This is a genomic window from bacterium (genome assembly GCA_037128595.1).
Lineage (GTDB): Bacteria > Verrucomicrobiota > Kiritimatiellia > CAIKKV01 > CAITUY01 > JAABPW01.
Genome location: JBAXWB010000047.1, coordinates 1 through 21352, shown reverse-complemented (window position 1 = coordinate 21352; position 21352 = coordinate 1). Strand labels below are relative to the sequence as shown.

Genomic DNA, 21352 nt, shown 5'->3' with positions numbered 1-21352 from the left:
GCCTTATGGCAACACGATGTTTTGTTCGTTTCTGATTAATCTGGTCTTGCCGAACTAGTTATTATCAGGAATCCCGATATCACGGATTTCCCTCGGATGAGCGGTCTACGATCCGCTCCATCCGCTACGATGTCGCAAATATTAGCGAAGCACAAAGGTATGTAAATAACATTCCCCAAAAGACCGGAAATTAGAACTATATTCTGACTTTCCAGTACCCAGGGCGACGATGAAGGTTTGCGATAGCAATGATCCGCAGTGTGCCGGATTTGATTTGAAAAATAACACCATAGGGAAACCGGTTAATCAGGCACCGCCGCGTATGCTTTGAAATCAGCGAAGATGCTTGAGGATATTGTATAATGCGAGCGATTGCCGCATAGACTTCTTCGGCAAATTCAAGTCCGAGCCCGTGCCGACAGGTGTCATAGTATCGGGAGGCTTTTTCTAACTCATCGTCCGCTTGCGGATGAAAGTAGAATTTCATCGGCGATATCTTTGGCGAATTCGTTCGAATACAGTTTCACCAGGGATAAGCTCCACTTCACCATTGTCGATTTGGGCTACCCGTCGTTCAGCTTCATCCGCCCACAATTTATCAACATCCGGTTGCGTGGGGAGGTTCAAGCTGGATAAAAGACGTTCGACCAAACCGATGCGATCATTCGCGGGGAGCGAAAGCGCTTTGTCATATACCTTGTCAGTTACCGTTATCATGCTTACCTCTTCTTTGCTTTTCAAATGCTACATCGTGAGGCGACTCGTGTCATCAACTTCTTGAAAGAGTTGTAACCTTTTGTTGTAACCTGGTGGCGAAAAATGAGCGGATTCAGGATGATTCAGGATTAGATCGTGATGGGCGTAATCCGTTGAATATGAACAGGATGATGACTCCAGCGCACTCGGGATGAAATGAGCGAAAATGACCAGTTGGAATTAGAAATCCGATGCTCTATCCAGCTGAGCTACGGGGGTATTGGAGAACGGGACGGATGATAGGGAGCTGCGGGGATGCTTTCAAGCCCAAACAGGAAAAAGGATACAACCCCAATCGGCTGGAACCCGATCTTGAAGGCCGGCGAGTCGTGTCTGAGCCGCCAGTCATCTTTCTCGGGCGCCACGAAAAGCGGGTCGGCCACGAGGGAGTTGCGGTCGAACCCCAGCGTCTGGAGAGACTGCCACTCATCAAGCGATTCCACCTCGACCAGGCGAACGTCATCGATCCACACCGTGCCTTCACCTCCCGGCAGATCGAACCGCGCCCGAACCGCCTTCATCTGCTCATTGTAGTCCTGCTCACCTCTGGCAGGAAGTTTGCAGACCAGTTCGTACTCTTTCCAGCCGGCGCCAACACTGGCCGATGTACTCTGGCTCCAAAAATACACATTGGCGACAGCTGATGGACGTCGAGACCCTCGGCTCAGACGAGGAAGACCATTAAGTTTCCGATCTGGGCTTACAGGGCTAACGGTCCGTCCGCGCGAACCAGGTTTTCATGACCTCGGCCGCAGGCTTGCCGTCGATGATGAAACCCTTGTCACCTCGCGGATCATTGCGGAAGTTGGGCCGGTCGTTCTGCTCATCCCATTTCCACCAATACAGCCCCATCCACCAGGGTTCGTTCCAGAAGGTATCCAGCACAGCCTCGAGATAGCGCGCCTGCTCGTTGCCATCGTACCCACCCTCATTCCCCCACCCCCACGGACAGCGGGTGGCCCCTTCGGTGGAGCAGCAGCCGAGTTCGGAAAAGTAAAAGGGTTTGCCATAGAGGGCAGCGACCTGCCGGTAGTAGTCAAGCGATGGCTTCAACTTGATCCGCATATCCTCCAGCGACGACCCGGCTTTGTCCGAGACAGGGTCGTAAAAACTGGTTCCGAGCGAATCCAGATCATAAAACCAGTGGTCCTTGCCGGACAATTCCTTCAGGTAGTCGACCCCGCGTGTGTGTCCCGTGGTCACATGACCGGAAAACACGCTGCGCGCCGCCTGGACCACGGTTTTCCAATAGGCATTCTGGTGGACGGTGTGACAGAGCTCACTGTCGAGACCATACGCCTCACATCCGGCGCGCCGGGCGACGGAAGCGTAATGAAGGGTCCGCTCGGTCATGCTCTCGAACCAGCGGGACCAGTGATTAATGGGCTTGCCCGGGATCACGGTTTTCTCATGGGGAAAGGAAATATCGCCACGCTGAGTGCCATCCCAGCATTCAAGCATCGGGCGCAACTGCGCCTTCATACCCCGTGCATGGATATAGTCGATAATGTCCCGTAGTTCATCGTCGGCGGGAGTCATCTTGAAGTCGCGATACTGGCGGGTGCTCGCAAAGGTGTCCTGCATGACGATGGCTATGACGCACACCCACTCGATATTCAGCGCCTTCATCTTGTCCACATCCACACGCGCCTGGGGCGAGGAATAGTAGCCGTTACGGGCGTAATACCCGAACGTCATGCCCCGGTGAAGGTCCACCGCCCCCTGGTGATTCACGTCATTTGTTGTCATCGTTGCTCCCCTAATCCCGAAGGAAGTGTGGATTGGAGTTCCCGGAGCATCGTCCGGATGCCAAGGGTGTTGGGACACTTCGTCTCGCACGCCCCGCATTCATTACAGCGCTCGGCGCGTTGCGCTTCCGGAATCAGTTGGAGCCCGCTCTGGGGCCAATCGGACAAACCGAAACACTTCCAATTCCGGTAGACCTCCAGATGCCGCGGAATGTCCACGCCCTGCGGACACGGCATGCAATAGCGGCAATTCGTACAGAAGTGCGATCCCAACGAGGCGCGCAGCCGGTCAAGCCCTTCGCACATCGACCCGAAATCGACCGAACCGGGTTCAAAATCCCTGACGGTTTTCACGTTCTGATCAAGTTGCTCAAGCCGGTTCATCCCTGAACAGGCGGTGCTCACATTTGGATTCGAGAGGACAAAGCGCAGCGCCATCTCGGTGGTGGGCATGTCCATCTTGAGTGCTTCCTTCAACTTGTCCGATTCGTAGGAGAGCGTTCCGCCGGCAACCGGACACATGGCCACCACCCCGACCCCCAATTCCCCCGCCCGCTTGATCGTCGGCTCGTACTGCCGGTTCAGTAAATTATAGGGAACCGTCAGGCTGTCGAACACGCCCGTCTCGATGCAACGGATGAAATTCTCCGGCGTATCATGTCCCGTGAACCCGACATGCTGGATCAGTCCTTCATTCTGCGCGCTTCGGAGTGCCTCGAGCACCCCGCCCCGTTTCAATAGATGCGGCATATTCGCCCAGGCGAACCAACCCACCTGGAAAAATTTAAAATGGGTGAGGCCAAGAATATCGAGCTGGCGCTCGATCTCCTTCCTGAACCGATAGGCCGTCTGGTCGGGCCCGATCCCTTCTTTACCGGAGATGATGATGCCCGCCGTTTTGCCAACCAGTCCCGGGGCCGTGCGATGCTGGCAGGTGCCGCCCAGGTAATAGCGCGTCGTCTCGAAATAATTAATTCCCACGTCAATGGCACGGGAGATAAGCGGGGTGTTATACGCCGGCTCATCACCCAGGCGCATACAGCCGAAGGACAGGGCTGAGACGTTCAATCCAGTCTTGCCAAAGGGCCGGTAGCGCATGGTCTCGGCTTTACAGCTTAACGGTTCACGGTTGGAGGGAGTCACCATCGTCATCTCGCTTTCCTGATATTCCTCATACACTCACGCGTTCTCACAGGCACCGGTATATCATCGTGACGCACCGGCCTCAATGACGACAAGATACGGATGGGAACAGACCTGGTCAAGCCACCACACTCACTCCAAAATTGAATTGTCCCGGCTTCGGGATGATGCGAGACTACTGGAAATGAAAGAACGGACCTCCTATGCTTGACCTTCCGATCATGACGTTCCACATCACCGAAACTCAAGGTGACCTCGACTCCACGGCCGAATGCTATCTTGACGGCAAGTACGAAGTCATCTCCCGCTCCGGCCTGAGCCGTACCGAGGCGCACCTCATCGAGGCCATTCCCCTGCTTCCTCCCAAGGCGGAACGGCTCCTGGTACTGGGGAACCGCACCGGCGCCATCGCCATGATCGCCACCCATTTCCATCCCGGCCTCCAGGCCATCGTGTCCTCCCTGGATCTCTTCCACCATCACGCGGTGGAACGGAACCTTCTCCGTAACGCCGCCCCCGGCGTCTCCTCGCGCTGTGAGCCTTATATCCCCGAACGGGATTACTTCGACGCCGTCTGCCTCCAGATCTCGCAGGGGACCACCTCCAACGAGTTGATCCTGGATCTGCTTCAGCAAAGCCATCTGGCTCTCAAGATCGGCGGACGCTGCTGCGTGACCGTTGAGGAAGATGCCCCCTGGGTAACCGCGCATGTTAAAAAGTTTTTTGGAAACTGCTCGATCCGTGGCCAGAAAAAGAATTCCACCCTCCTCATCGGTCAGAAAAAAAGTGAACTGAAGACCCTCAAGGTCTATGAGTCAGAATTCATCATGACCCTTCCCAAGGGGCTCCCCGTTACCCTGACCACCCTGCCGGGTGTCTTTGCCCACCGCCGGGTGGATCCCGGCGCCCAGGCGCTGGCCGAAATGGCCGAGACCCAACCCAACGACGCCATCCTGGACATGGGCTGCGGCTGCGGCAGCATCGGGATCTCACTGGCCAAAAACCAGCCGACGGTCAGCGTCTGTTTCGTGGACGCCCATTCGCGTGCCACCGCCATCACCCAGCAGAACTGCTTTAACAACGAAATCACAAATTTCACCGTCTTGCTCAGTGACAACGGCGTTCCCCCGCCCCCACGGTTTACGCTGTTTGTCGGTAATCCCCCCTACTACTCCCATGACCGGATTACCGATTTTTTTATCCGAACCGCCTTTGACGCCTTGCTCCCGGGCGGGCGCGCCTATATCGTGGCCAAGATTGCCGCCCACTCTCTGGAGTACATGAAAGAGGTGTTCGGCAACGCGGAACTATTGCACCGTCGCGGGTATCAAATCGTTAAATCGGTGAAGTCCTGAAATGCCGGGCAGGCTGTGCGGCCTGCTGTGTGGAAATCTCCATCTCCTCACCCATTCCCGGTCTGCCTGACGGCAAACCCGCAGGCCAGCGGTGCCTCCAATTAACCGACGCCGGCTTGTGCCAGCTCTTCGGCCAGGCCAGCCGCCCCGCCATCTGCGTCAGCCTGAACCCCTCCTCAGAGATGTGCGGTGACGACGCCCCCCACGCCTATCATTACCTGGCTCACTTGGAAGCCGCCACACAACCTGAGATCTGTCAGGCCTTCCGAAAAGCCGATGACGCAAGGTCGGCATAACTGATCAGCTCAATACCAGCCCGTCTTACGGCGTCCATCACGGCTGGGTCGGTGAAGATCCTGGTCACCGCGCCCCGCTGCACCGCCACCTGCGTCTCAGTCGGATTACCAAACCCCTGCATTTCGGCCTCATCCAGCCCGGGGTGCTCGATAAACAGGGATATTCCGGACGGTAGGTTTGACAGGGCTTCAATAAACGCCGCCGGCTGGTCGGCCACAGGGGTCCCTGCCGGCCAGCCCCGCATCGACACGACTTCAGATGCGCCGACCTCAAACATAAGCCCGTATTCATGAGCCAACTGCTTTGCCATGGCGGTGATGTCCGCATTGATCACGGTGCAGCCCATGTGCGCTGAGAGATGGGATATCCGGGGAATCGAGCGACACGCCTGCTCGATTTGGGCCCGCCACTCTCCTTCAATCTCATCCGGACACAAGGGCCCGTCGAGCAGCGCAGAACCGGGCGGAAACGCCGGATTCGTCCAGATCAGTTTCGGGAAAAAGCCATCGCAACTCGCCAGGCTCGGCGCCCGGGTAAGGGACCGCCACTTGCAACGCTCCCATTCGCTGGTCAGGGTCAGATGGACGCCGACATCAAGACCGGGATTCTCAACCAGTAAAATCACCGCCTCAGGAAACCAGGCACAGGGCACCATCACTTCCACCGATCGCACGATTCCCCGCCGGTAACAATCGATGCAGGCCACGTTGGCCGCATGACTGGAACCCATGTCATCCGCCCGGACAATCAGTTGTCGCAACCGTTTACCGGAAACTTGATCCTGTTGATTCATTTTCAGTTCCCCCTCTCCTTGCGGTCGTTTTCCTTCTGCGGCATGGGCGGAGTAGACGGCTGACAGGCTGAAGGGAGTTCGACACCTGTATTGCACAGCTCATCCATAATCCGCCAATGGTAATGATTACCAGCTGCGGGCGGTAGAGGGCGGCCTCCTCCTCAAAGCGGGCCTTTACCCCGGACGCGAGTTGCGCCCGGATGGCCTTGATCACTGTTGCACAACCGGATCCAGATTCATCAGAATATGTGTGTAATTCCATGGAAATACTTCCTTTATCGGCACCGATTCGGAGATCAAGTCAGTTTCTCGATTAACAGCATCGGGGTACGATTGTGGTTATTGATTTACGATCTGTCCAGCGACATTATATAAATCCCGTTGCATGATCCGTGCGGTCAACAGGTTTACCAAAACCAGTCCTTGCGGATTCGCCCATGTTTTGAGACGTTGCGGGAACTATGAGTTACCCCAGCACCATGCATCGTTCCCAACTCCCCCGCTCCGGTATGGCCCTCGGCGGCATCGGCACGGGTGGATTTGAAATCCGCCAGGATGGCAGTTTCGCGAATTGGTCCATCTTCAATAACTGGCCGCTTTTTGCCGGAAACCGCTACCCTCACAACCCCAAACAAACCCTCTTCTTCATGCTCTGGGTCAAGGTGGAAAATGAGAATCAGCGGCTGGTCCTCCTGCAGATCGAGGACAGCCATGGCGGCGCCGCGATTGAAGGCCATGAGTTCCAATACATCTTCCCCTGGATCAGCGGGGTGGATACCATTCGCACAACCGCGTCGTTTCCCTTTGCCGACCTCGATTTCGAGCAGGATGGCCTGCCCCTCAAGGTTTCCCTGCGCGCCTGGTCCCCATTCATTCCAGGCAACGTCAAAGACTCCGCCCTTCCCCTCGCCTATTTCGATTTCGAGATCCGTTCAACCGCTGACCGGCCCGTAGAGGTTCAACTCCTCGCCATTACCCGTAATGCCACGGCTTACGATCAGCCCGACCGTATCTACGTCAACCGGAGAATTCAGGATGGCGATTTCTCCGCCATTGAGCTTGCGGCCGGACAGACCGACCCGGCCGCCGCCACCACCGGCTCGCTGTGCCTCGCCTCGTTTTACGCAAAATCCACCGCCTACCTGGGATGGGAGCACCTCCATCCCTACTACGAACGTCTTCTCCGCGAATTCCCGCTGCCCGAAGTGGACGATACGAACGGACGCAATGGCACCGACCAAACGACCGGCAAGCGCAAGGCCGATCCGCGTTGCTTCGCGACCATCGGGCGAGCCGCCACCCTTCCCGCCCATGGGGCCGGCTTCTCCCACACCTTTGCGCTCACCTGGCATTTCCCGAACCTTTACGGGCGCATCGCCAAACCCCTCGAAAACGTGGGGCGGAACACCGAACCCAAAGGGCATGACCGGCTCGAAGGCCACTATTACAGCCGCTTTTTCGACTCTGCCGAAACCGTTGCCCGCTATGCCCGCAGTGATCGCTCCAGACTTTACGAGGAGACCGCCCGCTTCCATTCCACCTTCTTCGACAGTTCCCTGCCTGGCTTTGTCCTCGACCAGGTGAACTCCCAGCTCAACACGTTTCACACGTCGACCTGGCTCACCCATACCGGCATGTTCGGCGTACATGAAGGCCTCAGCCCGACTCAACACTGGGCCGGGATCGCCACCACTGATGTCGCGATGTATGGCCAGATCGCCACCAGCCTCCTTTTTCCGGCACTGGATCGCATGACCATCGATCTCTGGAAGAAGTTCCAGAACCCCGACGGTCGTGTCGCCCATTCCATCGTCTGCAATTCCTATGAGGCCGATCCCCGCGAATGTAACGGACACCGGCTTGACATGCCCGCGCAGTTCGCCTTCATGGCCCTCCGCTCCGCCCTCTGGAGCGGTGACCGTTCCTATCTCGAATCCGTCTGGCCCAACGTCAAGTCAGCCCTGGCCTACGTAATACGGGAACGCGACAAGAATGGGGACCACCTGCCCGACATGGAAGGGGTCATGTGTTCCTATGACAATTTCCCCATGTTTGGCGTCGCTCCCTACGTGGTCACCCAGTGGCTTGCCGCCCTCGCCCTCGCCCTCAAAACCGCCCGCCAACTGAACGACACCGCCTTCACCACCACCTACACCCCGTTCTTTGAAGAAGGCTGCGCCACCTTGGAACGCACCACCTGGAATGGCCGTTACTTCAACCTCTATTCCGACGCACAGCCTGAGGCCCCTGACGCCAAACTCGGGTGTATGTCGGACCAGCTCATCGGCGAGGGTGTGGCGCGCCAGCTCGACGCGCCCCTCCCCATCGCTCCGGAAAAAATAATCAGGGCACTACGCTCTATCCTCGAAATGAACTACAAGCCCGACCAGGGCCTCCGCAACTGCCAGTGGCCCGGCGATACCTTCCTGCATGGGGTGGATACCAATACCTGGGTGGACCAGGCCAACACCTGCTGGACCGGCGTTGAACTCAACTTCGCCGCGCAGCTCTACCAGGCCGGCCTGAATGAAAACGCGGAGGAAATCATCCGCAATGTGGACGAGCGCCACCGCAAGTGGGGCCTATACTGGGACCATCAGGAATTTGGCGGCCATTATTTCCGTCCGATGTCCGCCCTCGCCATCCCCAACGCCTTCCTCGGCCTTTCCTACGATGGTCAGACCCTCCGTCTTACCCCTGCCCGGCTACTGCCTGTGGGGCGTTGGTGCGTGATACTCCCCGGCGCCTACGGTACGTTCCACCGCACCGTCGATGGGGGCCGGCTCGAGATTAAATCTGGAACCCTTGCCGCCGCCACCATCGAACTCCCCGTAACCGGCAGCGTCACCCTTTCCGGTGTTACTGGCCGCTATACAGCAATAGAAAAGGACAACCGCACGATCTTCACCCGGGTATGACGGGAACCCTTAGTTACTAAGGTTCCTGAAATAGTCCAAACATGATCCGGCCACCGCTTATCAGCGGCGGCTACGTAGCCGCGCCTGATAAGGCGTGGGTCTGTCAGGAGATCATTTAAAGCGCCATCAACCATTCCAGTGACTGGGTTTGCCAGGCGTCCCACATGGGCCCCTTGTAACCGTTCAGCCCGTGCCCGCCCTGTGGCAATTCGAGGAATTTCCCCGCCACATGGTGAACTTGCAGGGCCTCATAAAACAACCGGCTATTTTCTGAAGGAACTACTCGATCGTCTTTGGCATGGGCCAGAAACGTGGGGGGCGTCCGGTCGGTCACCTGCTTCTCATTAGAGAATAACTCCACCATCTCCGCTCCCGGGTTTTGTCCAAGCAGATTTTGTCTCGTTCCCCCATGACCCAGCGGCCCCAGCGTGATCACCGGGTAAATCAGGATCGCGAAATCGGGGCGGGATCCGATCCGGTTAACCGGGTCGGGCGACTTCGGGTCGCCCCCATCGAAGTGGGTCGCCGCAGTGGATGCCAGGTGACCGCCTGCTGAAAACCCGATGATTCCGATCCGCTTGGGATCGCAATCCCAACTTTTCCCCTGGGATCGGACCAGACGTATGGCGCGTTGCGCGTCCAGAAGGGGGACGAATGGATCCCCCTTCGGAAGCCGATACTCCAACACTACGCCCACGATACCGTGCTGATTCAGCCATCTGGCAATGCCGTGTCCTTCAGACTGGGTAACCAGGCCACCATACCCGCCTCCGGGACAGATAATGATCGACGTCCCGTTCGGGTTGGCAGGCCGGTAAACGGTAATAAACGCATCGGCGGATACAAACTTTCCATCCCCTGTGGGCGCGTGTCCTGCCCAAAGAGCCATCCTGTCGCTGATGACTTGCCCCGCTGCCCCCTGCGCCACGAGCCCCGCGATCACCAACCCGCCCATAAGCCTTTTAGTCATTATAGAGATCACCCTTCCTGTGATTGTATTTTGGAGTGCGGCGGCTTGACGCCGCTTTCCAGGAGCCCGGCTTGACGGGCAGCAGTTCATAGGGAGATTCTAAACTGATCGAAGACCGGCGCGTCAAGCCGCGCCAGAGAAAAGCGGCGTCAAGCCGCCGCACTCCAGATCAGGTCTGCCCTATTTGTAAGACGGCAGGTAGTTCCCGTGCGCCTTGATGAGGTCATCGCAAAGGGCCCGGATCTGGTCAAGGGCCAGTTCGCCCGAGGTGTGTGGATCCATGAAAGCCGCCTGGTAGACCTTGTCACGGTTCCGCTCAAGCGCCGCTTCAACCGCGAGAATCTGCACGTTGATATTCGTGCGGTTCAAGGCAGCACAGGCTTCGGGCAGGTCCCCGACATAACAGGGATTGATCCCGTTGCGGTCGATCATGCAGGGCACTTCCACGCAGGCCTTGGCGGGAAGATTGGTGATCAACCCCGTGTTCATCACGTTGCCGTGGATACGGAACGGACGATCCGTCTCAACCGCCTCCATGATATAGGAGCCGTACTCGTGGCCACGCGTATGCGTCAGCGTCTTGTTCCCGACCATCTCCTTGCTCCGCTGCTTCCACCCTGCGATCTGGCCAATGCACCGGCGGGGATATTCGTCCAGCGGAATTTCGAATTTTTCGATCAGATCCGGACGACCTGCCTTGATCCAGTATGGCGTGTATTCGGCATTATGTTCCGAAGACTCCGTGATGTAGTAACCGAAGTTGAGCATCATGGTGAGACGCACCATGTCACCCGCCACACGATGATCGCCAGGGAGTTCATTGAACGTTTTGCCCAGCTTCTTCGCCTTGGCTTCCGCCTGGGCCCGGATGGCCTTGGGGCCGCCCTTGGTTTTATGGATGCGCGCCAATGCGGCAGCGGCGCGACGCTTGATTTCAGGATAGAGATCCTTCTCACCATCCTTGATCTCAAGCAACCATGCCATGTGATTGATCCCTGAGACCTTCCAACGGAGATGCTTGACGTCGGCGCTCATCCCGAGCTTATACAGCAGGTCTGCGGCACATCCCTGTACAGAGTGGCAGAGCCCGACAGCCTGAATCTTGGAGCCGCGAAGGACGGCGGGGGTCAGCATCGCCATCGGATTGGAGTAGTTAAGCAGCAAGGCAGAGGGACAGCCCTGTTCCATGTCCCGGGCAAAATCCATCATCACGGGAATGGTGCGCAGGGCGCGGAAGATCCCCCCAATGCCGAGCGTATCGGCGATCGTCTGACGCAGGCCGTACTTCTTCGGGATCTCGAAGTCCACCACGGTAGAGGGCTTGTAGCCGCCCACCTGGATCGCGTTCACCACATAATTGGCGCCCTTGAGGGCAGCCATACGGTTCTTAGGGCCCAGATACCCCTTGAGCGTGGCACGCCCCTGGTTGACGTTTTCATTGAGTGTCTGCAGGATCGAAAGTGACTCCTTCAGGCGTGTGGGATCGATGTCATACAGCGCGACTTCAGACTCGCATAGCGCCGGGGTCAACAGGCTGTCCCCAATAATATTTCTGACAAATACGGTACTCCCGGCACCCATAAACGTAATTTTCGGCATAACTCAATTTCCTTGTTTGATTAAGCGAAAACTAGCATGTAGCGTTCGGGATCACAAGCCGGAGGCCTGAATATTTTCTTTAAATTTGACTTTGACAAGGTGGCGGTCGCCGTCCCCGGCGAACGATTTTGCCCTTGAAGGGAACTTTACAGGCCTTCAGCCGCCGAGGACGTCGGCTGCCACCTGTGCTTCACTCTAGTCACAACACCGCCATCGTCACCTGCTGACACGGGGAGCGGGTACCGCTTTTACGAATAGCCGAGTTTTTTCATATAGGCCTGATTTATGATCGCGCTCTCTTTATTTCCGAAGCGGGAGCTGTCGAGTTCAATGGTGAGATAGCCGTCGTAACCAACCCCTTCCAGCACTTTCAAACAACCGGGGATATCGACTTCACCTTCACCCAGCTCCAGGAAATTGCTGTAGACTTCAAAGCCCTGCTTGCCATCGTCGCCAGCAGCCTGCTTGTTCTTCTTCACGTCCTTGAGATGCACAAAGCGAATCCGGTCGGCGTAACGTTTGAAGATCTCCACCGCATCGCATTTTCCAACCGTGAGGTGCGCGGAGTCCGGTCCAAACCAGATCAGGGCGGGATCCACGCGCTGCATCACATAGTCGATCTCGTTTTCGTACATCACCATGGTATTGGCATGGGGATGGAGACAGGGCAGGATGCCGTAGGGTTTGCAGAGCTTGCCGACCCGGTCCAGATACTCCAGCACACCTTTCAGCTCCGGCTCGGTGGCCCCGCCATCTTTCTTCCACGTCACCTGGATACTCATCCGCTTGATATTGCAAGCGGCCAGGAAATCCAGGGACTCCTGAACCTGCCTGACATCGTCCTCGATATTCCCGAGCTGGAAGAAATAGAAGCTCACAGCACGCACACCGTTGCCTTCGGTGATGGCTTTGAATTCATTGACATCATCCTTGAACAGCGCGACGGTGTGGCACACGCTCTCGAAGGAGCGGAAGCCGACCGCGTTCATGTCCGTGACGGCCTGGATCAATTGTTGTTTCGTCTCCAGCCCCCAGGGCCAGGTTGCATAAGCTAATTTTGCTTTTGAGTTCATTGATGCTCCTCGTGTTTTGTTTAGATTTCCCATCTGACCATCATTCCAGTTGATCTGGCAATAGACAGGAATTGCTGTTTCTTAACAATTATTGCGATTACCGCCCCCTCCACGCCTGGAGGTGATTATTCAATCACGTTGCTTTACAGGTACAATCGACCTATGCTGCATGGATGAAAGGCGTATTATGAACATTGACATGATGTCCGGTTTATTGGTGACCTTGTCGCGCCACGGTCTGGACTATTGCGGCAAGCCCCCCGGCCCAATGCCCGCACCCGCTCATGAAGCCGGACACCCCCACCCGTTTTATCCCCCCCAACAGCATGACATCATGGAATTGATCTTCCGTCAGAAAGGGGAACCGGCGATCTACGTCAATGGCCATTGGAAGGAGTACGACGACGACCGGGTCAAGATCTTCATCCCTGGCGCCTGGCATACCGAGCATTATTCCAACCCACGCAAGGCCTACCAACTTTTATGGTGCACGATTTTCGAGCAGTCCATGATCTTTCATCTGACCGCCTATAACCCGGGCAAGGGATATTCCTCATCCAACAAACGACTGGCCTTGAATCCCCCGATGATCCGGTCATTATGGGAGAAATCCATCGATCCCCGGCTGGCGACATGCGCCGTCTCTCAGGCTGAATTCCATTATCTATTAATGGAGGCGCTCTGTTTTTTCATTAACAACACGCATCTCATCGCCACCAACACCGATGTGTTTCACGAGCATGTCATCGAGCATTTGAAAACCTATATCGAGGGTCACTACTGGGAAGCGCTCACCCTGGGCGGGCTGGCGGGCGTATTCCACTATTCGCCCAAACATCTGAATGCGCTTTTCAAACAAAACACCGGCTCGCCACTACTTCAGCACATCAGTGCGTTGAGAATGCAGAAATCAAAGGACCTGCTCGCCTCCGGAACCCTGTTGGTCAAGCAGGCGGCGGAAGCCGTCGGTATCCACGACCCACTCTATTTCAGCAAGAAATTCAGGCAGCATTTCGGGTGTACACCTCAATCCGTGATTCCCGTCTCTGGATCTATTTGACGCGGCGCGTTTTCCGCATGGCCAGTATGCGCCGCATGTTCCCTCCCAGGAAGGGAACCAGGATCTTGTCGGGAATATCCAGGGATAACAGCCGCCCCAGTTCCCAACTGAAGTCATGCACCATGGCATCGGTGCCAAACACCACTTGACGCGGATTGACCTTGCTCAAGGTGTCCTCCCAGCAGATCGTCGAGCAAAAACTGCCGCACCATTCCAGATAGACGTTCGGATGCTTCTGCGCGAGCGCTACAGCCTCTTCGCGCCCGGAGTCACCGCCACCGGAATGCCCCATCAGAAAGGAGACATTCGGATACTGCCGGACCAGATCCTTGTAAAGGGCCGGCGCATCAAACGGGCTGCCATCCCAGGTATGTGAAAGGACCGGCAGGTGATGTTTGTTCGCATATTTCCACATGGGATTGAACCGTTTATCGGTGATGGGGACTTTCCAATAGTCGCACAGCGTCTTGAACCCCTTGTAGACCGGCCCGGAAAAACAGGCATCAAATTTGGGGACCAACTCATCGGCATAGAGAGGATTGAATGCGAAATACCCGGAGATGCGGTCGGCATGCGGGCGCAAAAGGGTTTCCAGAAGGTCATTTCCCTCAGCCGGTGATCCAAACAGAGCCTGCATCCCGGAGGCCACCATGGTGCGGATCCCGATGGCATCCATCGCCTTTAATCCCGCCGCGATCTGTTGGCGTTCGCCATGTGCTTCCACGACGTATCCACCGGAGGGCCCGACATGGCCATGGGCATCCACGACATCCCCTCCCAGCGTTTTGCCCTCCAGAAACCGCGGCCACAAGGTGTTGGCCGTCCAGGCGGGCATGGTCTTCACCCTTTCGGTCTTCAATCCCGTCAACCGGTCCAGATTCCCGTGGGCAATCAGGCGGCGCTGGGCGTCGGAAATATCAGCCCGGGCCAAGGCGCCGATGGCCGCTCCGTTGTGTGACTTGGAGCCCATGCCGAACACAAACCGGTTCGCCCCGAAGTGCTTCACGCCCAATTCAATCGCATTAAACGTGTGCATCCATGAAATATCCATCAGGATATTCTTACGGCGGCGCATCAGGTCAAAAACAATAATTCCCTGGGGCCACATGGAGTCCGTCAGGATCAGCGACACCTCCGGAAACAATGCCGTGAATTCAAGGATATCCGGCACAGAGGCCTGGTCGTGCTTCAGGATGATGAAGGGCTTCACACTCCGGAGACGCCGCATGAGGGGCTCCAGCTGCATGAGCGTCAGACGCCCGAAAACACTGGCAAACCGGAGAGCCCGGCAAGGCATGACTTTCAATTGCCGTGCCAAGGACTCCATGCCATCCGCCTCATACAGCAGGATGCCCGAAACCGCCAATGCCGGGAAAATACGCCCTTTCGCTCCAGGCGTATTCCGAATGCCCTCCAACAACACATCGTTGCTGGCGAGCGCATGGTTCTGAGTCGACTCAGTATTCCAGACCAGGGCACGGCTGACCCCCAGCCGGTCCATGTGGTTCAACCGGTCTTGAATCGTGTTAAACTCTGAACCACCCGAAGAGGGTTTTCCAAAGCAGGCATTGACATCAAACAGCACGGGCACATGACTCATGGGGCTCCTTTTTCTCTTAGAGAGCGGTTGCCGCCGCTTTCAAGGCGTCACACTTTACATTAACCTGTTCGCCAGTCCAATCCGGATCGACGGGAACATAGACCGTCCTCCGGAGAACCTCCAATGTGCGCGGACAGGCCGTATCGCTGTAATCCGCCCGCAGTCCCTGGTTTTTGGGGAAGAAGAACGGATTCATATCCGGGTGGTGGAAACTGCGTTTTTCGCGTAAAGGTTCCCAGTTCGTATAGACATGTTTGCCGTGATCAATGAGCACCACGCCTCCCACCCCCGGTGCCGTGGCAAACGCCCGGGCGGTTGATTCCTCCTTGAACTGCAAGGTCAGCATGACCCCGCAATCCCCATCCTGGTCGTTGCTCGGCGCCACGGCTACTTTACTCATGCCCGCCACAGAACCGGCGAGGGTTTTGCGGTTCCGGCGCAAATCCGCAATGATCCCATCCAGGCGCCCCATCTGCACACGGGCAATGGCGCCCATCACCTCATTGGCCCGGTATTGCTGCGCCACAAAGATCGGCTCCTGCAACGCACCGGCATTCGGACGGAAAACGCAGCCGGAATCATGATAAATAATGGCCCGCTCGTAGACCGCCCGGTCATCGGTCACCAGGCAACCCCCTTCACCACCCGCCGATATGATTTTGAACTGATTCAAACTGTAGACGCCCGCATCGCCCCAAGTCCCCACGCGACGCCCCTTATAAGAGCCGCCATCCATCTGACAGCAATCCTCCACCACCTTGATGCCATGCTTTTTCGCAACCGCCAGAATGGCTTCCAGATTGGCAGGCCGCCCACTCATGTGCACAGGAATCACCGCTTTGGTGTGGGGACCGATCTTGCGGTCCAGTTCAACCGGATCCAGGCCCAGGGTCTCATCCACCTCGACCAGAACCGGAATCGCTCCCACCGTCAACACCGACGTCGCGGTCGCCAGCCAGGTGTAAGCCGGCACAATCACCTCGTCACCCGGCCCGATGCCCAGGCCAGCTAAAGCGCATACCAACCCCGCCGTCCCACCGCCACTCATCAGGAGGGCATAACTGGCCCCCATTTTCGCGGCCCACTCCTGCTCAAATTGCTGAACTTCCTGCAAGTGCCCGGACTTCACATCCCCGACCCGGAACCACTGCTTGGACAAAAGGACTTTGGTAACCTCATCAATTTCTTCCTGACCTGAACGATACATAATTGGCCTCCTTGATTTGAGCCCTATTGTCATCCTCATGCCTGAAGTTGACAATAGACCGGAATTGCTGATAATAAACATTTATTGCGATTAATAACGAATCTCCCTCATGACTAACGAATTATTTGACGATGAGTCAGTTGCGGTCGTCCTGAATCAGGCGAACTGGCGCGTAGTCGGTTCATTGCTTGACGAGGAAGTGGACTTCATCCACCGACCCGCCCACTTGAATTGGATGCATACCCATACGGAAAGTCACCCGGCACGCGAGGTGCTCTTCGCCTTGAAAGGACAGGGCATCTATGGTTATAAAAACAACGTTTACCCCTGCTCCCCCGGCACGGTGTTTTTTTTCAATTCTTACGAATCGCATGATCAATTTTATCCGCCGACCTGCCCGGACATGATTCATTTATGGCTTGGCCTGTTTGAACGTGATGTAGTCGCAAAAATCCTGAGTGTAAAAGGCGGGGTTATTAAAGTTACCGGAAGCCCCCTTGTCCTTAACGATGCCCCTACGGCGCGTCTGCTCGCCACAACCTGGGACGAACTATTAAATCCCTCAGCATTACCACCCCCCTTGATGCGCGCGAAGCTGCTGGCATCGCTTTCGGCACTGTTACTACGCATCGTGGAATGGGGACACGGGGAAATCGTTAAACATAAAGAATCCAATTTCCAGAACCAAGTCATTGAAACGATCTGCCGCCACGTAGCCCAAACGGCCGGCCGGGATGTCCCGCTCTGCGAAGCCGCCCGGCTTTCCGGTTACAGCAAATTCCACTTCCTCCGTCTCTTCAAGCAGGAAACCGGCCAGACCTTCCATGACTATGTCAACGAATGCCGCCTCAAGAAGGTCACCGCCATGCTGCAAGAACGACGGACCAAAATCGAGATCTCCGAAACGCTCGGATTTACCCATCCTTCGACTTTTATCCGTTGGATGAAAGCGCAGAAAAATATTATGGACATCAAGCCGGGTACGCCCGCCCAGAATCCTGGATTTTCCAATCTGGTGGCATTTGGCGATTCCATCACCCGCGGCTACGCCAATCCACCGGGCGCAGGCTGGGTTGAACTGCTACCGGAATTGATGAAGAAAAATGGCAATAATAAAGCCATTAACGTATTCAATGCCGGCGGCAACGGGAATACCTCGACCGAGGGCCTGAAGCGGATCGAAGCCGATGTGTTGGCGCATATGCCCGGACTGGTGCTGGTGGAATTTGGCGGCAATGATTCGGTTCATGATGCCCGGGCCGTGAGCGTGGATGATTTTGAACGCAACCTGACCGTCATCTGCGAAAAAGTCAGGGCGAAAGGAGGCGAAATCATATTGGTCACGTTTCCCCCCGTTGTCAATGAGTGGCATTCTACGCGGGCGGATCCCTTCTACGCCAAATGGGGTGGACTCGATAAGTGTGTCGAACAATACCGCCAACGGACACGCGCCGTTGCCCAGCGCCTGAATTGCCCTCTTTTCGACATGGATAAGCTTCTCAGGCCATTGACCTCAGGCAAAAACCGCGCTACCTACCTCAATAAGGATGGCATTCATCTCACCCCTCAGTCCAACAAGTTGGTGGCTTCGGCTTTTTTTAAATTCCTTATCGACAACGGCAAGCTGGATCATTGAGGTATTTGTTGAGGGTTCATCATTATTTCAAAATCCACCACGACGCGCCCCTTGGCCGGAAGCCAACGATAGGTGGGCACACCATCCAACTTACCTCGCTCGACCGCCTTCCTTAATCCATCAGGAAAAGGTGTATTCGTAAACTCCATCCCCCGAGCCAAGGTCTTCCCCCCCCATGGGTGATATTGCTTCGCATAGTTTTCCTCCCAGTTTCCCACCCAGGGGAAATCCGCACGATTCCATCTATACATCACCGTGAGTCCTAGTTCCGGGTTGACCGCACTGAACCAAGCCTGTTCGCAAGCGGGATCCATCAACTGCGCGGAAAAATCCGCGTTGCGGCGTTTTGCGAGATCCAGGGTCCGCAAATCCACCGGCTTCCCATCAACTCCTGGCGCCATCGGCCAGGTAAAAGCCGTATCCGACTTCAAGCGGGGAGGCTTATCGAACTCACCGGGATAGGTATGCGCCTGTGTCGCCGACATATTAAACTGCGTTACCCCTTTCTTCAGGAAAGGAGGCCCGAACGTAACATGTTCGCACAGTGTGAAAGGAAGATCCCGACGTGCCAGATTGATAATGACTTCCCGCACCTTGACGCAGGCGCGGCCTTTGGTGAGCCTGACCGTCCGCCTGAGGCGCATCATCGAAGCGGGCAGATCACATTCACACACGAGCGTAATCGTTCTGCCGGATACTGATTTCCGGACCATACGCCAACGAGCAACCGTCGCCTCACCATGAGCGCCCAGCCCTTGTCGTTCTTCTGAAGGGGATGAGGATCCAAACCATCCTAGACAAATATTATGGCCCGTAATCGAGGCCAACATCTTGCAACTGTAACGCCGGTCATCACTCTTCTTGTAATGCCAGGGTTCAATGCCTTGCCAGACGGGGTTCCATAAGGGGTTAACGCAAGGGCCATTTTTAAGCATGAGTGAGGCGAAGTGTCCGCCCCCGCGAATCATGACCAATTGCAGGACGCCATTATCCAGTTCCCAGCCCTGCCGCCCCTTGAATATTACATTCCGTATATGCATAGCCCCTGCCCCATACGAACCATCACACCTTTTTACATAGAAATCCCAGAATATCCGCCAACCGGTTATCCTGGGGGAACCCTGAGCCAAGATGCTGGATGAAACATTCGCCGCAATCACAACCTATCAGGCGACCTTGCTCGCACGACCAGTCTTGCATAACCTTTAAATACGAGTCCCATCCCATCGCCGCCAGCCATTCACGCTGGGATTCGTGACAGGCCAGCATTTTTTCCTTCAAACCCATGACCGAACTGACATCAACCCCCATGTTCATCGGTAGCGGACGCCCGAATGCATCCTTGAGTCCAATGGCATTCCAATAGTAAAGATAAGGGGCCTTTGCCGTAGGTGGAGACGCGGTACCGCAGGCATAGAGGGGAACAGATGCGATATAAGCCGCATTTTGAACCAGTCGCGATGTCTGCTCATGATCCGCCATGTAGTCCATGGGCGGCAACGTGAAAACCAGCTCCGGATTAACCTCGCGAATGATCTTCGTGGCTGCCTTGCGATAAAAGGAGTTGTACTCAACCTCCAAGTCGCATCCCCCGGCATAATGATAAATCCCGTTCAAGACCTTGGCGGAAGCCGCGGCCTCGCCCAGCCGCTTGGTCTTGATGGCTTCACGTGAAAGCGTTGGGGATCCCACCTCCCCCCCGGTCATGGTGGCCAGGTGAATCTCATACCCTCGCTCCGCCAGAAGCGCAAGCGTACCGGCTGCCATGAACTCAATATCATCTGGATGACAGCCAAAGGCCAAAACTCTTTTCATGTCGTTCCCGTCCTATTCTTAAGTATTCTCTTGATTGCCCGTTCGATGCCATTAGCCATCCTGAAGAACCCCAAATCGGTTGGATGGACCCCATCAACGGAACATTCCCAATAGTCCTTACCGAGCAAGTTCGACCCATCCAAAAAGTAAATGTACCGATCTCCCGCCTTCTGAAGCCTGGCGACCAGCTTCCGTTGCATGGTTTTGCATTGTTCACGGCCCTGCGCGCCATTAAGGATCTCCTGCGCGAACCGGTTCTTGGAGATGACCAGAATGGGTGTTTTCTTGTGCGCGGCACGGAGAATCGAGATGAATTCAGGCAGTGTCTTTTCGAACCTCTCGTAATTGACACAATTCGCCTCGTAGTCCAACACCCACAGCGCCGGATTCTTGATCAACGCGATTGTTCGGGCCACTTCCGGCTCCCCCTTGCCGCTACCGGAAAAGCCCAGATTGATGAAGGGCTGGTTCAAGCGTCGGCTCAGGATGTTGGTATAGCAGGCGCCCGGCCTTGAGGCACAGCCACCCTGTGTAATGGAAGTCCCGTAAACCAAAATGGGCTTCTCACTCCGATACGCCGCAGGGGCTACAATCGTGGCACCGGCTTGGAGTCCGATTTGCAACTCATTAACCCCTTTATACAGCGGGAAGTTAAGGGTGAAATCGCGCCGCCGTCGCGGCTCACACCCGAGAAGTTCGCACTTTAGTTCCGTCGCGCCAGAGGCGAACCGGGTCACAGAGAGAAAGGATTCCTTTCCCGGCGCGCCCGTGTAAAGATCAAAGCCACTCATGCCGGTCTGCGGCATATGATCCATCCCGCCGCCATCGCGCAAAGTTGCTTTCACCACAATCTTCCCGCTATCGGTGCGGAACTTGACCTGCCCTCCCGCCGTACACCAGGAAAGTTCCTCCACAGCTTCTGATAACGGGAACGGCGGTTTTACAGGAAAGCGACGATAGACATGGTCCTGTTCAGACCAGTTGAAGCCAGCTAGTTTGAAGGGTTTTTCATAAGGCCGATACCAGACCAAGCCGTCCGCATCAGCCTCTTTGACTTCCATATTCTTGTCATATTTGGCAATGTTCATAAATAGATTCCCATCACAAGACTACGCAGGCCACTGACCAAGCCGCCATCGGAGGGGTCTTCAAGAGTTTATCACCTCCACCTTTTACCAAAGTGAGATGCTCGTTTCTACCCTCCGGAAGAAGCCAGCGCGCAGTTGTCGCAGCACCAGCACCACGCAAACGTAGTTCCAGCGAGGGGGAAGCATCGATACAGGCATTAAGCAGGAAGATACTGACGAGGCGTCCCTGGGCATCAACTCGGGGAACGACCATCACCGGGGCAGTGGTCTGGATAAGCACAGGCAGTTTGCCTC

General features: G+C 56.1%; 20 protein-coding genes. 4 read left to right on the top strand and 16 right to left on the bottom strand.

The genetic code is table 11. The features are described from left to right. Nucleotides 1-196: 196 nt before the first annotated feature. From WCS52_18705 to WCS52_18685, 5 genes are all read right to left on the bottom strand, one after another. On the bottom strand, nucleotides 197-487 hold the full coding sequence (locus tag WCS52_18705; protein MEI6169218.1) for a type II toxin-antitoxin system RelE/ParE family toxin: 291 nt from the start codon (nucleotides 485-487) through the stop codon (nucleotides 197-199). Beyond that, nucleotides 484-741, bottom strand: coding sequence for an addiction module protein (locus tag WCS52_18700; protein MEI6169217.1), 258 nt, complete (start codon nucleotides 739-741; stop codon nucleotides 484-486). The genes WCS52_18705 and WCS52_18700 overlap by 4 nt, the downstream gene beginning before the upstream one ends. A gap of 224 nt (nucleotides 742-965) precedes the next feature. Then, nucleotides 966-1385: a hypothetical protein gene (locus WCS52_18695; protein MEI6169216.1), complete on the bottom strand. Its 420-nt coding sequence runs from the start codon at nucleotides 1383-1385 to the stop codon at nucleotides 966-968. 79 nt (nucleotides 1386-1464) lie between these two features. Next, nucleotides 1465-2505 carry a hypothetical protein gene (locus tag WCS52_18690; protein ID MEI6169215.1) on the bottom strand — a complete coding sequence of 347 codons (1041 nt, stop codon included), beginning with the start codon at nucleotides 2503-2505 and terminating at the stop codon, nucleotides 1465-1467. Then, nucleotides 2502-3656, bottom strand: coding sequence for an aldo/keto reductase (locus tag WCS52_18685; protein MEI6169214.1), 1155 nt, complete (start codon nucleotides 3654-3656; stop codon nucleotides 2502-2504). The genes WCS52_18690 and WCS52_18685 overlap by 4 nt, the downstream gene beginning before the upstream one ends. A gap of 194 nt (nucleotides 3657-3850) precedes the next feature. Between WCS52_18685 and WCS52_18680 the strand changes: the two genes are divergently transcribed. After that, nucleotides 3851-5002 carry a methyltransferase gene (locus WCS52_18680; protein ID MEI6169213.1) on the top strand — a complete coding sequence of 384 codons (1152 nt, stop codon included), beginning with the start codon at nucleotides 3851-3853 and terminating at the stop codon, nucleotides 5000-5002. A gap of 256 nt (nucleotides 5003-5258) precedes the next feature. On the opposite strand, the gene WCS52_18675 is transcribed toward WCS52_18680, so the two are convergent. After that, nucleotides 5259-6092: a ChbG/HpnK family deacetylase gene (locus tag WCS52_18675; GenBank protein MEI6169212.1), complete on the bottom strand. Its 834-nt coding sequence runs from the start codon at nucleotides 6090-6092 to the stop codon at nucleotides 5259-5261. Continuing rightward, complete coding sequence (locus WCS52_18670) at nucleotides 6064-6354, bottom strand: hypothetical protein (protein ID MEI6169211.1); 291 nt, start codon at nucleotides 6352-6354, stop codon at nucleotides 6064-6066. Before WCS52_18670 ends, WCS52_18675 begins: the two co-directional genes overlap by 29 nt. 199 nt (nucleotides 6355-6553) lie before the next feature. Between WCS52_18670 and WCS52_18665 the strand changes: the two genes are divergently transcribed. Further along, complete coding sequence (locus tag WCS52_18665; GenBank protein MEI6169210.1) at nucleotides 6554-9010, top strand: GH116 family glycosyl-hydrolase; 2457 nt, start codon at nucleotides 6554-6556, stop codon at nucleotides 9008-9010. A gap of 115 nt (nucleotides 9011-9125) precedes the next feature. Here the strand turns inward: WCS52_18665 and WCS52_18660 are convergent, their stop codons facing one another. From WCS52_18660 to WCS52_18650, 3 genes are all read right to left on the bottom strand, one after another. After that, the gene (locus tag WCS52_18660) at nucleotides 9126-9980 is read right to left on the bottom strand and encodes an alpha/beta hydrolase (protein ID MEI6169209.1); all 855 of its coding nucleotides are present in this window, start codon (nucleotides 9978-9980) and stop codon (nucleotides 9126-9128) included. Between the two features lie 180 nt (nucleotides 9981-10160). Beyond that, nucleotides 10161-11579: an alpha-glucosidase/alpha-galactosidase gene (locus tag WCS52_18655; protein ID MEI6169208.1), complete on the bottom strand. Its 1419-nt coding sequence runs from the start codon at nucleotides 11577-11579 to the stop codon at nucleotides 10161-10163. 248 nt (nucleotides 11580-11827) lie between these two features. Then, nucleotides 11828-12652: a sugar phosphate isomerase/epimerase gene (locus tag WCS52_18650; protein MEI6169207.1), complete on the bottom strand. Its 825-nt coding sequence runs from the start codon at nucleotides 12650-12652 to the stop codon at nucleotides 11828-11830. A gap of 187 nt (nucleotides 12653-12839) precedes the next feature. Here WCS52_18650 and WCS52_18645 point away from each other — a divergent pair, with 187 nt between their 5' ends. Further along, nucleotides 12840-13712, top strand: coding sequence for a helix-turn-helix transcriptional regulator (locus WCS52_18645; protein MEI6169206.1), 873 nt, complete (start codon nucleotides 12840-12842; stop codon nucleotides 13710-13712). On the opposite strand, the gene WCS52_18640 is transcribed toward WCS52_18645, so the two are convergent. Next, entirely contained in the window at nucleotides 13705-15312 is a 1608-nt protein-coding gene (locus tag WCS52_18640; protein ID MEI6169205.1) for an amidohydrolase family protein, read from the bottom strand. The genes WCS52_18645 and WCS52_18640 overlap by 8 nt on opposite strands. A 16-nt stretch (nucleotides 15313-15328) precedes the next feature. Further along, complete coding sequence (locus WCS52_18635) at nucleotides 15329-16519, bottom strand: DegT/DnrJ/EryC1/StrS family aminotransferase (GenBank protein MEI6169204.1); 1191 nt, start codon at nucleotides 16517-16519, stop codon at nucleotides 15329-15331. A 109-nt stretch (nucleotides 16520-16628) separates the two neighbouring features. On the opposite strand from WCS52_18635, the gene WCS52_18630 reads away from it, so the two are divergent. Next, a complete protein-coding gene (locus WCS52_18630) occupies nucleotides 16629-18155 on the top strand; it encodes a GDSL-type esterase/lipase family protein (protein ID MEI6169203.1) in 1527 nt (508 codons plus the stop codon). Here the strand turns inward: WCS52_18630 and WCS52_18625 are convergent. The 4 genes from WCS52_18625 to WCS52_18610 form a co-directional block, all read right to left on the bottom strand. Continuing rightward, nucleotides 18149-19195, bottom strand: coding sequence for a hypothetical protein (locus WCS52_18625; GenBank protein MEI6169202.1), 1047 nt, complete (start codon nucleotides 19193-19195; stop codon nucleotides 18149-18151). The two genes, WCS52_18630 and WCS52_18625, sit on opposite strands and share 7 nt — an antisense overlap. A gap of 22 nt (nucleotides 19196-19217) precedes the next feature. Further along, the gene (locus WCS52_18620; protein MEI6169201.1) at nucleotides 19218-19970 is read right to left on the bottom strand and encodes a PIG-L deacetylase family protein; all 753 of its coding nucleotides are present in this window, start codon (nucleotides 19968-19970) and stop codon (nucleotides 19218-19220) included. Next, on the bottom strand, nucleotides 19967-21058 hold the full coding sequence (locus WCS52_18615) for an SGNH/GDSL hydrolase family protein (GenBank protein ID MEI6169200.1): 1092 nt from the start codon (nucleotides 21056-21058) through the stop codon (nucleotides 19967-19969). Before WCS52_18615 ends, WCS52_18620 begins: the two co-directional genes overlap by 4 nt. A gap of 13 nt (nucleotides 21059-21071) precedes the next feature. After that, nucleotides 21072-21352 (bottom strand): hypothetical protein (locus WCS52_18610; protein MEI6169199.1); only part of this gene is annotated, 281 nt, incomplete at its 5' end.

Coding starts and splice junctions, on each gene's coding strand:
- WCS52_18705 (MEI6169218.1), bottom strand. CDS start 487: ATGAAATTCTACTTTCATCCGCAAGCGGACGATGAGTTAGAAAAAGCC.
- WCS52_18690 (MEI6169215.1), bottom strand. CDS start 2,505: ATGACAACAAATGACGTGAATCACCAGGGGGCGGTGGACCTTCACCGG.
- WCS52_18685 (MEI6169214.1), bottom strand. CDS start 3,656: ATGACGATGGTGACTCCCTCCAACCGTGAACCGTTAAGCTGTAAAGCC.
- WCS52_18680 (MEI6169213.1), top strand. CDS start 3,851: ATGCTTGACCTTCCGATCATGACGTTCCACATCACCGAAACTCAAGGT.
- WCS52_18675 (MEI6169212.1), bottom strand. CDS start 6,092: ATGAATCAACAGGATCAAGTTTCCGGTAAACGGTTGCGACAACTGATT.
- WCS52_18670 (MEI6169211.1), bottom strand. CDS start 6,354: ATGGAATTACACACATATTCTGATGAATCTGGATCCGGTTGTGCAACA.
- WCS52_18665 (MEI6169210.1), top strand. CDS start 6,554: ATGAGTTACCCCAGCACCATGCATCGTTCCCAACTCCCCCGCTCCGGT.
- WCS52_18660 (MEI6169209.1), bottom strand. CDS start 9,980: ATGACTAAAAGGCTTATGGGCGGGTTGGTGATCGCGGGGCTCGTGGCG.
- WCS52_18655 (MEI6169208.1), bottom strand. CDS start 11,579: ATGCCGAAAATTACGTTTATGGGTGCCGGGAGTACCGTATTTGTCAGA.
- WCS52_18650 (MEI6169207.1), bottom strand. CDS start 12,652: ATGAACTCAAAAGCAAAATTAGCTTATGCAACCTGGCCCTGGGGGCTG.
- WCS52_18645 (MEI6169206.1), top strand. CDS start 12,840: ATGAACATTGACATGATGTCCGGTTTATTGGTGACCTTGTCGCGCCAC.
- WCS52_18640 (MEI6169205.1), bottom strand. CDS start 15,312: ATGAGTCATGTGCCCGTGCTGTTTGATGTCAATGCCTGCTTTGGAAAA.
- WCS52_18635 (MEI6169204.1), bottom strand. CDS start 16,519: ATGTATCGTTCAGGTCAGGAAGAAATTGATGAGGTTACCAAAGTCCTT.
- WCS52_18630 (MEI6169203.1), top strand. CDS start 16,629: ATGACTAACGAATTATTTGACGATGAGTCAGTTGCGGTCGTCCTGAAT.
- WCS52_18625 (MEI6169202.1), bottom strand. CDS start 19,195: ATGCATATACGGAATGTAATATTCAAGGGGCGGCAGGGCTGGGAACTG.
- WCS52_18620 (MEI6169201.1), bottom strand. CDS start 19,970: ATGAAAAGAGTTTTGGCCTTTGGCTGTCATCCAGATGATATTGAGTTC.
- WCS52_18615 (MEI6169200.1), bottom strand. CDS start 21,058: ATGAACATTGCCAAATATGACAAGAATATGGAAGTCAAAGAGGCTGAT.